The 13,088-nt window shown below is 54.4% G+C and carries 5 protein-coding genes; 4 read left to right on the top strand and 1 reads right to left on the bottom strand.

Annotated elements, in window-relative coordinates:
• The first annotated feature begins 20 nt into the window (after positions 1-20).
• A complete protein-coding gene (locus tag KK062_RS00025; protein ID WP_254082175.1) occupies positions 21-8,630 on the top strand; it encodes a beta strand repeat-containing protein in 8,610 nt (2,869 codons plus the stop codon).
• A 467-nt stretch (positions 8,631-9,097) separates the two neighbouring features.
• Here KK062_RS00025 and guaB read toward each other — a convergent pair whose 3' ends face one another.
• Positions 9,098-10,570 carry an IMP dehydrogenase gene (gene guaB / locus KK062_RS00020; RefSeq protein ID WP_254082875.1) on the bottom strand — a complete coding sequence of 491 codons (1,473 nt, stop codon included), beginning with the start codon at positions 10,568-10,570 and terminating at the stop codon, positions 9,098-9,100.
• Positions 10,571-10,730: 160 nt separating this feature from the next.
• Here guaB and KK062_RS00015 point away from each other — a divergent pair, with 160 nt between their 5' ends.
• The 3 genes from KK062_RS00015 to KK062_RS00005 form a co-directional block, all read left to right on the top strand.
• On the top strand, positions 10,731-11,414 hold the full coding sequence (locus KK062_RS00015; protein ID WP_254082174.1) for a septal ring lytic transglycosylase RlpA family protein: 684 nt from the start codon (positions 10,731-10,733) through the stop codon (positions 11,412-11,414).
• Between the two features lie 101 nt (positions 11,415-11,515).
• Complete coding sequence (locus tag KK062_RS00010) at positions 11,516-12,307, top strand: sulfite exporter TauE/SafE family protein (protein ID WP_254082173.1); 792 nt, start codon at positions 11,516-11,518, stop codon at positions 12,305-12,307.
• Between the two features lie 248 nt (positions 12,308-12,555).
• A partial coding sequence (locus KK062_RS00005; RefSeq protein WP_317195726.1) for a Glu/Leu/Phe/Val family dehydrogenase occupies positions 12,556-13,088 on the top strand: 533 nt, incomplete at its 3' end.

Raw genomic sequence — 13,088 nt, 5'->3', positions numbered from 1 at the left:
GCTTAATCTTAATAGGTCATATGGTTCCTTCAATCTTTAAAACGGGCTGGCACGTGTCCATTACAGTGCTTGTTTTCTGCACCCTCCTGGGGGCTCAACAGGCAAGTGCTCAACAAACGTTTTACAGCCGAAATGCCACGGCTGGTGCCGGTAATGCCAATTGGGACGCAAATACTACATGGTCGAACACCGGTCACGGTGGCGCGGTTCCCTGTGGTGGGTGTCAACAAACGCCGGGTCCCGATGATGACGTGATCATTGCCGCCAACCATACGGTGATCTACCGGTCTGGCAACCAGCCTGCGGCCTCACTGCGCTCGGTGCTCAACCTTACCGTCAATGGTACGCTGCAATTTGGCAACAATAACAACACCATAGCATTTTCGGTCCTGAACGACGTCACTGTAGGCACCGGCGGAACAATCCGCAACGGTGCCACCGGTACAAACACCCACACGTTTAACATCGGTGGTGACCTGGAAAACAACGGTACCTTCGACTTCGGTACAGTACCTGTGGCCGCAAACCTAACCGTTTCGACTACAGTCGCTTTTACGGGCTCTGGCCAAACGATTACCGGCACCGGTAGCCTCATCCAGCTCTACAGAATGACGAATAGTGGCGGGAACGTATCGACCACCCAGCCGCTTCGCATAAACGGCACGCTCAACTTTGCCAGCGACGGCCTGCTGTCGGTACTGGCTCCGGCAAACATCACGTTGACCGCCGCGGCGACCATTCCTATTTATAGCGCAAACCGCTACATTGAGCTTGACGGTAAGGCTACGTCTACCAGCCAGCTGATCCGCGAAAACTCCGGTAGCGTCAATCAATGGCGTATATTTTATCCTGTCGGTACGCCTACCGGTGGCTATACGCCGCTCGATTTGAGCGCTGCAGGTGTCGTGGCCGGTGGAACCCCAACATCCGGCAGTACATTATCGATCAAACCGATCTTTAACACAAGTATTCAGGGACAGTTGCGGCGTACATTCCGCCTGTTGGTTTCGGGCAACAACGCCGCCACGACCCTCAATGCCGGCGCACGCTTCTATTATAATGAATTAGACGACATTTCGGGTGGTGACGTGGAGGCCAACTACGACACCAACTGGTTTCTGAATGCCGGCAACGGTTCATGGACATCCCTTACGGGCGGTACGGTTATGGCCGCCGACAACTATTTCACGGGCGCAGCCGGCCAACCGCTCCGCACGGGCACGTATTACTATACTATCGGTACTGCCAATGCTTACCCCATGACCTGGTATAGCTACCAGACCGGTTTCTGGAAAAACTGGGAGAACTGGACGCAAGATCCTTCGGGTACCACCCTGGTCAATCCGCTCAACCTGCCACCGCAACCCGGTGACCAGGTCGTGATTCTCAACGGCTTTACTATTACGGCCGATACTTCTAATATCGTCCTCGGCAGCACCACCATCCAGGGCGGTGCCGTGCTCGACATGACGACCATGACCGACAATACCCTGGGTACCGTAAGCGGTGCCGGTCTGTTGCGTATCGGTAGTGTCAACCTGCCGGCCGGTACGTACACCAACTTCGTGGCCGCCGGCACCGGTGGTACCGTGGAGTATTATAACACAGGGGGTGCGCTTTCGACAACACAAACAGTTTATAACAAGTTGTGGTTGACCAACAGCACCAACGCCGCCATCACGTTTGTCAGCGGTAGCGACCTGACTGTCAACAGTGACTTCAACATCACACAGACGGGAAGTAGCGGTACCGTTACCTGGCAGATAAACAACGGCTCTACCACCCGTCGCACGATCGTGCTGAGTGGTAACCTCACAGTATCGGCCAACGGCCGCATTCGCACCAGCACGGGTACCCCCACCGCGGCGCACCAAATGACCATCACGGGCAATATTGTCAACAACGGTTCCATCAAGCTCTTTGATGATACCGATACGCAATTGACGGACGCCGCCTATACGGCCGGTACGATCTATGGCCGTAACTTAAAAAGGAACGTTGTCGAAGTGACTGTTACCGGTCTGAGCGACAACAGCTTTACGCTGCATGGGCAAACCGACTTTTACCGGCTCGTTGTTAACAAGGGTACGGGCCAGCAGGCCATGCTAACGATCAACTCTTCCAACGTAGCCAACTTCCGTCTGTTCGGTCCCACTAACCAAAACTACTCGGGCGCCGCGCCTAATTATATATCCGACAATGCGCTGTCGCTGATCAACGGTACGTTGCAATTACAAGGAACCATCACCATTCCCAACCTCGTGATAAACGGCGGCGGCGGTATCGGCGGTGGATGGCCCATTCCGCAAAATGCCGCCCTGTGGGTAAACGGCGACAATATCGACATTCAGGTTACCAACACAACCGACACCGGCGACAACGGGCGTCAGATCTATGTATTCGGTTTGCTGCGGCTTACCAAAGGCACCATGAACCTCGGCTTCTCGCGCGGATTGCTCGGCGGTGGTTCCGGAGTATTCCAGATGGAAGGTGGTACCCTCAACACCTGGCAGATTCGAACGACCTATCTTGGTGCCAACAACCGCTTTGCATATAAACAAACCGGTGGCTCGGTGAACGTAGGAACAGCCGGACAGGTAGGCCCCAGCTTTCACGAATATCCGCGCTTTGCGCTGCCGTACCAGGAATGTACATTTGAAATGAGTGGTGGCAACCTGACCGTGGCAACCCCTACGGATGCCAATGGCCAGACGCGTAATGGTGGTATGCTTATCTACGCCGCCACGTCAAATATCAAAGTGACCGGTGGTAACGTCTATGCGCAGCTGCCGGCGAGTAATGTAAACTTTACCATCTGCTCCACCGCACCATTCTACAACCTGGATATTAGTAAGACTTCCACAGCAGGCACTTCGGGTGCCGTGCTGAGCTCGCTCATCTTCGATGATGGTACGGCATACACACGGCCGGCACAACCGCTGACCGTACTGAACGACCTGACCATCAGTGGTGGCGATGCTCTCCTGGATTGTAACAGCCTCGATCTGACAGTCGGTGGAAATTTTCAGATCGCTACCGGCACAACCTATCGGCCGGATGACAACACCACAACGTTCAACGGTACAGGCGCGCAGGCCTGGACGCAAAGCGGTACGATCGCAAACCTGTACCGGGTGGTCATGCAAAAAACAGCCGGCACCCTCACGTTGGGTGGATCGGGTACATTTCCGAACATCACCTCGTCGCTGGAGCTTACGGCCGGCACGCTGGCCGACAACACCAAGACGCTGACCGTCACCGGGACACTCAGCAACAGTGCGGTGCATGCCAGCACAGGCGCGGGTACGGGTGCCATTGTCCTGAACAACGCTGCCTCCAATACCATCGGTGGTGCGAATGGGACGTTTGGAAACCTGACTATCCAAACCGGTGCCGTGGTATACACAGCCGGTAAGCAAACCGTGACCAATACACTCCGCCTGGTCACCGCCAATACAACACTGAACATTGGGTCGTACAACCTGACCGTGCTGGGAACCATTGTCCCTTCGGCCGGTTTTGGCAACAACTGTAATATTGAGACGAGCGGCTTGCAAAATGCCGGCGGTCTGACAAGAAAAGCTACCTCTGCTGCGGATATTCTCTTTCCTGTAGGAACGAGCACGGTGCTGTATACACCCGTCACCATCAACGCCACCGCGACCACGGCGGGCACGATTACCGTTCGCCCGGTAAAAGGCGCGCACCCCAACGTTACCACCATCGGACAGAGCGTACAGTTTTACTGGCGTGTAACCAGCGACGGCTTTGCCGGCCTGGGCGCTGTCTCTCATAAAACCTATACCTACAGCACCGCCGCCCGCGATAATGCAGGCGCTGGATACCGTGCTGCGCGTTACGATCCTGTAACCTACAGTTGGTCGTATAGCAATGCGGCCTATGCCTCAAACGCTGTCCCGGGCACCACAACCATTGCCGTGGGTGCGTCACCCCATGAGTTCAATACGGGTACACCTGGCGCCTGGGTGAACAGCGCGGGCTCTATGCTCGACGGGGAATATACCGCGGGTAATATGGCGGCGTTCCAGACGGTAACCGTATACTACAGCCGCTTGAACGGCGCCTGGAACGCAAACACAACCTGGAGCACGAACCCCGACAGAGTGGCGGCTGCTACAGGCACACCGTGTCTGACCTGCCCCGTAGTAATCGGCTCGGCCGACGGCTCGCTGGCGCACACCGTCACGATCACCGATGCCAACAAGTCATGCGGTAGCCTCGAGCTGAACCTCAACGCCTTCCTGGATTGCGGTACGATTACGGGGCACAACTTCGGTACCAACGTCGGCGGTGGTACGGTGGCGGGACGGGGAACATTGCGTATAGGTTCGGCTGTATTCCCGGCGGGTGATTTTATCAACTTCCTCGGTCCCGATGGTGGTACCGTAGAGTGGTACGGGACCACCAAAACGCTGCCGGCTACAGGCCCCGGTCCACAGAATCTTAACCTTCTGAACTACTACAACCTCATTCTCAATCCGTACCCGGCGAATACCATCTACCTGTCGGCCAACGACATGCTGGTGTATAATAACCTGACGAAGACCGGTACCGGCAACATCTATATAGACGATACCGGAAACCGTAAGCTGGTCATCAATAATAATTTTGATATAGTGGAGGGTGCCTTCAGTCTCCGGACAGGTGCTGTGGCAGACATGTACGTGGGCAACATAACGATTGGTCCCGACGGTCTCTTTAATATGAGCGGTGCCACGGCGCAGGTGCATAACATTACCGTAACCGGAAGCATTGTCAACAACGGCCGCTTGTATCTTCGTTCGACCAGCCATGTTGCCAATCTCCTGTTTACAGGTGAGTCCAATGCCTCCCTGACCGGCACGGGTGAGGATGGTACCATATTAAACGTCGTTACCGTCGATAAGGGCACGTCGCAGACGCCGGTGCTGATGTTCGACCTGGGCGGTACCGTGCAGACGCTGGGTACCAACTGGCTGAACCTGGTCAACGGCACGTTCGCCTTCAATAACGAGAACACTTATACGATCAGCACCAATACAACACCCTATAACATTCCGTCGACAGCCCGCTTGAAAATAGACAAGGGTGTGGTGAATATCATTGGTAACGTTACCAACAACGCGGGTGACCTGACGCTGGCGGGAACACTGGAAGTAACCGGCGGTAGCGTCAACATTAATGCAGCCGCGAATAACCGGACTGTAAACAATGACATCGAATATGCCGCTGCCGGCACGCCGACCATTATTGTGAGTGGCGGTGATCTATACGTAAACGGATCCATTCGCCGCCCCACGACCACGCTGTCGGGCGCCCTGGTATATAACCAATCGGGCGGTACCGTGACTGTCGGCGGCCGTAACGCCGCAGGCGTCAACACCCGTGGTGTTTTTGAGATCGAAAATAACCCAGGGAGTAGCTTTACCATGACGGGTGGTACACTGTCGGTCAGTCGCTCAACGGCAGGAACGGCCTACGCCGATCTTTACATCAACCCCGTCACCAGCCATGTATTGCCCAATGCAACCATCGAGATCGGCACAAGCACCACAAGCGCCGTGAGCACTACGCTCAGCCTGAACATTGTGCCGACCATCGGCAATCTGAGCATCCTCGGTACAACGACCAAGCAGACAGTCAATATACGCTCCAGCAAGCTGAACCTCAGTGGAACGCTGCAGATCAACAACAACACCGAGCTCGAGACCAACACCCTCGATGTAACGATCGGTGGTGACCTGAGCATCCTCGGCACGGGTATATACGACGGCACGATCGGCGGCGGGAACACCACCACCTTTAACGGTAGCGGTGCACAGACCGGCGACCTGACCGCCACCAGTACCTTCCAGAACATCACGATTGACAAAGGAGCGGGTGTCGCAACCCTGACCGGCACAACTTCGATCAATAACCTGAACATCTTGCGCGGTGTACTTTCAGTGTCGGGTACACTGAACGTAAACGGTAATATTGTCAACAACAGCACGCAGGTGGGTAACGGCTTTATCATGATGAGCGGCACGGCCACCACGCACACCATTACCAGCGGTGGCGGTTCGTTTACAAACCTGAGCCTTGGCGGAACCGCCCTGACAAAGACAGTCGATGTCGTGGGTAACACGACCATCAACGGTACACTGGACTTCACAACATCCGGTACATACCGCTACCTCAACATCGCCTCCAACCAGTGGGTGTTCGGAAGCCAGAACAACCCGGTAAGCAATGCCGGCACGAACCGTTTCATCCGCACCAACGGTGTATCGAGCGACCTGGGTGTAGTGCGTAACTGGTCCACTGGCACAAATACCTTTACCTACCCCGTAGGTACACGTACCAACTATACGCCGGCTACCTATACCCTGAACGTATCGACCCCGGGACGCCTGACAGTTATCGCGGTGAACGAGCAGCACCCGACCGCCAGCGCGAACGGCCAGTATATTCTCAATTACTACTGGATGGTGCAGCGTGACAACTCGCTGGTTTATGGCAATAATGGCACGCATACATATCAGTTCCCGTCGGGCGTGGTGGGTGGTGGTAGCGGTACCTTCATGGGCGCACACCTGGACGCCATTAACCTGATCGGCTGGACACGGCCCGTGGGTGCGTTAAACGCAGCCGCTGCCGACCCGCGCATCCTGACCATCACCAACGGTCTGACATTCGACGCAAGTCCTTCCGTGCCGGCGAATATGCCGCAACCCGGCGGCGAGTATCACTATACAGCCGGTACGACGCAGACCTTGCCCAACCCGGTGCAGCCGGTATATACCCGCTATTCAGATGTCGGCGGAGGCAACGCTACGACGGCCAAGTCGGTCACAGGCGCCAATTGGAACCTGGCTACGAACTGGACGTTGTCGTCTACAGGCTATGGTCTACCGCTGAGCACCGTACCCGTTGGCCGTCCGGTGGTAATCCTTGACGAAGCCCGCATGAACATGAACACCTCCGGTCAGCGCGCGTTCTCCACCCGCATAGACGGCCTGCTCTATACGGGTTCACTCAGCACTCCGACCGTAGGCCACAACCTCGGCGCGATTAGCGGTACCGGTACATTGCGTACCGCAACCAATACACTACCGGCAGGTAACTATACGCAGTTTGTGTCCGCCGGTGGTGGTACGATTGAGTATATCGCCCCGATGACAATGAACAACCGTAACACATACAACCACGTAAGTGTAATCGGCTCCGGCGTGCTGACGATGACTAACACCGACCTGATCCTGAACGGCAATATGACGATCGGCACGGGCACAACGCTGGACAACTCCACGAACAACCGCGACATCACCATTGCTGGTAACTGGACCAACAACAGTACCTTCAATACCGGTACGGGCGCAGTGATCTTTACCGGCAACAACACACAGACGGTGAATGGCTCGACGGCCTTCTACAACATGGTTCTGTCAAAATCCGGCGGCCGGGTCGTTCTCAACGGTACAGGCACTACCACGGTGAACAATGCGTTTACCCTCACAACCGGCTACATGATAACATCGGCCACCAACCCGCTGATCTTTGCGCCGGCGGCAACGTGGACCGGTGCCGGCGAGCAGTCATTCGTCTCAGGCCCGATGCGCCGCAACGTCCCGGCCGGTGGCAGCTTCCAGTTTCCGTCGGGTGGCTTCAACACCCTGGCTCCGATAAACCGCTATCGCCCCGTGCGCCTGAGCAGCACGTCTGCGGCCGACACCTGGACTGGACAATACATTGCAGGCAGCCCGACCACCGACGGCTTCAACAGTGCGACCTTTAACACGGTCAACCTCGGCGACGTCAGCGTTCATGAATACTGGCTCGTCTCCCGCAGCGGCTCAGCCGCCGCTAACCTGACGTTGAGCTACGACGTGGGCAGCTATAAGCCACCGACTATCGGTGTTTTAGCGAACCTGCGCGTGGTACGCTGGACCGGCAGTCAATGGGACTTCCCTCCGGGTGCGACATCTTTCGTACAAGACGGTTCGACCGCTGCCGGCACGGTAACGGTATCGACAGTAACAAACTTCAGCCCTTTCACGTTCGGGTCGACAGATCAGTTCACGCCGCTGCCGCTGAAGTGGATCGACTTCACGGCACAACGTGCCGGCACCGGTATAGCATTGGACTGGATAACCGAGAAGGAACGCAACGCAAGCCACTTTGAAGTAGAGCGTTCGGAAGACGGCCGCACCTACACACAGATCGGCACTGTAGAAGCGGTGAACAGCGAAAGCAAGAACAAATACGACTTCTTTGACAAGAAGGCCAACATGCAGACGCGTTATTACTATCGCATCCGCCAGGTAGACCTCGATCAACAAAGCTCGTATAGCAACGTACTGTCTGTACTCGAGATCACCGGTGAGCAAAACGCTAAAGCGCGCTGGGCCGTAACGCCAAATCCGATAGTAGACCAGGTAATATTCTGGCAGCAAGACGAAATCAGCAACGGTCAGTTGCAAGCTGTATTGACCACTGCCACAGGGGTACAGGTATTCGTCGGTGCGGGTACGCTGCAGACACTGAACGAACGCATCGAGCGCGTGATGAATACCGCCGGTGCCGGCGTCTACATCCTACAGTTGTCTGATGGCAACTATCAAGAGAAATTCCGCCTGGTGCACTTGTAAGCACGCGTTGGCCAGGAATAAAAAAAGAGGCTGCCTAACTCAGGCAGCCTCTTTTATTTTTGGGTATAAAGGCCCGGGCCTTGCGATCAGCTCCTCCGTCTGTCACGCCTGCAGGCACATTGCCGCGCAACTTCGCCCTGCGCCTGGGAGCCTCGGGCGGGGCTTCAACGACCTCTGCGCTGTGTCTGCAGCAGGGCTTCAAAATGCCCGTCCGAGGTCGAGATATTCAATAGATATCCAATAATCAACCAATAGATCATGAATAGATATCCAACACTTATATAGGTATTGAATATCTCTTATAAATTCCTTATTAGAGACCAGCTAAAATATTCAATACTTTGGCAACCGATAGACTTGGGGGCGCCTTCCCGCCATTCCCAGGCCAGCGCGGCCGAATCTGGCTGAAAACAAAAAAGCCGCCCCAAATGACGGAGGCGGCTTCAGGCCCAACGGGGCGTTGCTTATTATTTACGGCTGTAGTTCGGCGCTTCGCGGGTGATGCTGACGTCGTGCGGGTGGCTTTCGGTGACACCGGCGGACGTTATTTTCACAAACTTGGCCAGTTTCATTTTCTCAATGTTTTTCGCACCACAGTAGCCCATGCCGGCTTTCAGACCGCCCACGAGCTGGTACAACACTTCCGACACCAGGCCTTTGAACGGCACGCGACCGGAGATGCCTTCGGGCACCAGTTTCTTGATATCGTCTTCTACGTCCTGGAAGTAGCGGTCTTTCGAGCCGTCTTCCATGGCTTCGAGTGAGCCCATGCCGCGGTACGACTTGAACTTACGGCCTTCGTAGATGATCATTTCACCCGGAGCCTCGTCGGTACCGGCCAGTAGGGAGCCGATCATCACACTGTCAGCACCACCGGCAATCGCCTTGACGATATCGCCGGAGAAGCGGATACCACCATCGGCAATGACCTTGGTGTCGGAGCCTTTCAGCGCTTTGGAAGCTTCGTATACCGCGCTCAGCTGCGGCAGGCCTACACCGGCTACCACGCGGGTGGTACAGATGCTACCGGGGCCTACACCCACCTTCACGGCATCGGCACCAACTTTCGCCAGCGCCTTGGCCGCTTCACCGGTAGCGATGTTGCCCACGATCAGGTCCAGCTCGGGATATTTTTTCTTCACGCGTTTGGCGGCTTCCATGACTCCTTTGGAGTGGCCGTGCGCAGTGTCAATGCTGATGACGTCTACACCTGCCGCCTTGAGTGCGTCGATGCGGTCGAGGATGTCGGGGGTCACGCCAACGGCGGCGCCTACACGCAGACGACCAAACTGGTCCTGGCATGCGGTGGGCTTGTTGCGTTTTTTCTGAATGTCTTTGAACGTGATCAGGCCGATCAGCTTATTCTTTTTATTGACGATCGGCAGCTTCTCGATTTTATACTTCTTCAGTATATCTTCTGCTTTTTCGAGTGTGATGCCTTCCGGAGCGGTAATGATATTGTCTTTCGTCATGATGCGCTCTACCGGCACGCTCATGTCTTTCTGAAAGCGCAGGTCGCGGTTGGTGATGATGCCGAGCAGCTTGCCCTGGTCGTCGACAACCGGAATCCCGCCGATCTTGAACTCACGCATGATCTTTTCAGCATCGGCCACGGTAGAATTAATGGCCAGTGTTACCGGGTCGAGAATGAGACCGCTTTGGGAGCGTTTTACCTTGCGTACCTGTTCGGCTTGCAGGGCGATCTTCATGTTTTTGTGAATGAAACCAAGGCCGCCTTCCATGGCGATGCCAATGGCAAGCTCCGCTTCCGTTACGGTATCCATAGCGGCCGAAACAATTGGAATGTTCAGCTTGATGTTTCGCGTGAGATAGCTGGAGGTGTCTGTGTCGCGGGGGAGTACGTCTGAGTAGGCGGGCACCAGAAGCACGTCATCATAGGTGAGGGCTTCAAAAAGGAACTTAGAATTATCGAGTGGCATGGCAAATAATTTACGAGTCATTATTTGCCGGGCAAAGGTACACTTTAATGAATAATACGCTGTGGTATGCTGAATATTTCTTTCAAGGTATGGTATGAGCGCTTATTTTATTCTGAAATTGAGGCGCCTGGTCTATTTTTGGCCGTCTAACCTATCGTTTATGAGAAGAATATTCTTTACGCTTTGTTTTAATTTTTTCCTGGTGCTCGCGTTTGCACAGGTTCAAACGGGCAAAGCTTCGTTTTATGCCGACAAGTTTGACGGTGTCTCCACCGCCAGCGGCGAGAAGTACCGGCACAACAAATTGACGGGTGCCCACAAGACACTTCCCTTTGGTACGAAGGTGCGGGTGACCAACCTGGCCAACAACCAGTCCGTGGAAGTGATCATTAACGACCGTGGTCCGTGGGTAGAAGGCCGCATCATCGACGTGTCGCGGTCGGCGGCCGAGCAACTTGGCTTTATCAACAAAGGACTGGCCGAGGTAAAGCTCGAAGTGATCGACCCTGGCAATGGCAAGACCAGCGACCTGGGCCGGCCCATCGACAACGTGATGGTAGAGGAGAAAGAGTTTTACAGCTTTGAAATTGAACGCCTGACCCCCAAGGGGTACGGCGTTCAAATCGGTACCTATCAGGAACTGGTGAACCTCATGCGCCTGACAGAAAACCTCAAGAATTCGTATAAAAAGAAAGTGACCGTACAAGTAAAGGTCCTCAACGGCGTAAAATATTATGGCCTCATTTTAGGTAATTTTAACTCACGGGCAAAGGCCGAGCAATTCCGCGCAGATATCCTTCCGAAGTTCCCAGACGCGTTTATTGCGGAATACAACCGCAAGTAATCGCATCTCATACATCCTCTACCGACTGACTCGATAAATTTCATTTCATTAAAATATGATCGTCCTTTGCGCGCACACGGGGCGAGTATATTTTTTTGTTTATGGAGATCATCGGGTATGTAGCATCGGTCGGCATCGGCCTTATCCTGGGGTTACTGGGCGGCGGCGGTTCGATCTTGTCGATCCCCATCCTGGTATACCTGTTTCACATGGACCCTGTCACCGCCTCAGCGTATTCACTTTTTATCGTTGGCATAACGAGCCTGGTAGGCGCCGTGCCCAAGTATAAGGACCACCTGGTAAACCTGCGCACGGGCTTTTTATTCGGTATTCCGTCGGTGATCGGCATTTTTGCCACCCGCAAGTGGGTCGTGCCCGCGATACCCGACGTGATCTTTATCTCGGAGTCGTTTATGCTCAGCAAGCGTTTTTTACTGCTGGGCCTCTTCGCGGTGCTGATGATCCTGGCGTCGTTCTCCATGATTCGTGAACGTAAGGAGCGGGAAGGCAATGAAGATCGCATCCGTCATTTTTTGGTGGTCGTGGAAGGAACTTTGATAGGTTTTTTGACGGGCCTGGTAGGCGCCGGAGGTGGTTTTCTGATTATTCCTGCATTAGTGCTGTTAACAGGGTTGCCTTTTAAGACAGCAGTGGGTACATCACTTTTTATTATTGCTATTAATTCCCTGACCGGCTTCCTGGGCGATGTTTTAAATTATACCATGGACTGGACCTTCCTGCTCTCTATCACCCTACTGGCCGTTGTCGGTATTCTTGTGGGCAACCGTTTGGCAGGCACGTTTTCTTCGCGTCAGCTGCGCAAGAGCTTTGGTTGGTTTGTATTGCTCATGGGCTTTTATATTCTCACCCGCGAGCTGGCGTTTAATACCTAGTCGCCGGATTGGAGACAGATTTTTTGCACGGTCTGCACGTGTTAAAAAGGCAATAAACTTTGGTGAGAATTCAAGAAACTGCATGTAAATTCTGCGGGGAAAATCACGCGATTAGATAAGTATTAGAAAAGTGTGGCGAACACGAGCTTTTGTTTGGAATTGAAAAGGCGTGATTCGAATTTATTTATCTTTGCAACCGTTTTAGTAACGGTTTTTCCGTATAAATAAAGACTTCTAAAAATTATCCTATGGCCTATATTGAACCGGCTCCATTGAAGGACAAAGAGAACCCCTTTGAAGCCATGATGTCTCGTTTCCATGTCGCCGCGCAGATCCTGGGACTGGAAGATGAGATCTACAACGTATTGAAGAACCCTGCCCGGCAGGTGATTGTGTCGCTGCCGGTGACGATGGACGACGGCAGCATTCGGGTATTTGAAGGATACCGGGTTATTCACTCAACGATCCTCGGGCCTTCCAAAGGGGGTATTCGCTTTGACCCGCATGTAAACCTGGACGAAGTAAAGGCCCTGGCGGCCTGGATGACATGGAAATGTGCCGTAGTAGACATTCCCTATGGAGGCGCCAAGGGTGGCGTGACGTGCAACCCGCGCGAGATGTCGGCCGGTGAGATCGAGCGCCTGATGCGCGCCTATACGCAGACGATGGCCGATGTGTTTGGTCCCGACAAGGACATTCCCGCCCCCGACATGGGTACAGGCCCGCGCGAAATGGCGTGGTTGATGGACCAGTATTCGCGTTCTGTCTCTTATCCCCATCT

It is taken from the genome of Dawidia cretensis (genome assembly GCF_018598175.1).
Taxonomy (GTDB): Bacteria; Bacteroidota; Bacteroidia; order Cytophagales; family Cyclobacteriaceae; genus Ohtaekwangia; species Ohtaekwangia cretensis.
This window is presented reverse-complemented; position numbering and strand designations above follow the sequence as displayed.

What these genes read in the sequence shown, in the direction of transcription:
- guaB (WP_254082875.1), bottom strand. Translation starts at nt 10,570, where the DNA reads ATGCCACTCGATAATTCTAAGTTCCTTTTTGAAGCCCTCACCTATGAT.
- KK062_RS00025 (WP_254082175.1), top strand. Translation starts at nt 21, where the DNA reads ATGGTTCCTTCAATCTTTAAAACGGGCTGGCACGTGTCCATTACAGTG.
- KK062_RS00010 (WP_254082173.1), top strand. Translation starts at nt 11,516, where the DNA reads ATGGAGATCATCGGGTATGTAGCATCGGTCGGCATCGGCCTTATCCTG.
- KK062_RS00015 (WP_254082174.1), top strand. Translation starts at nt 10,731, where the DNA reads ATGAGAAGAATATTCTTTACGCTTTGTTTTAATTTTTTCCTGGTGCTC.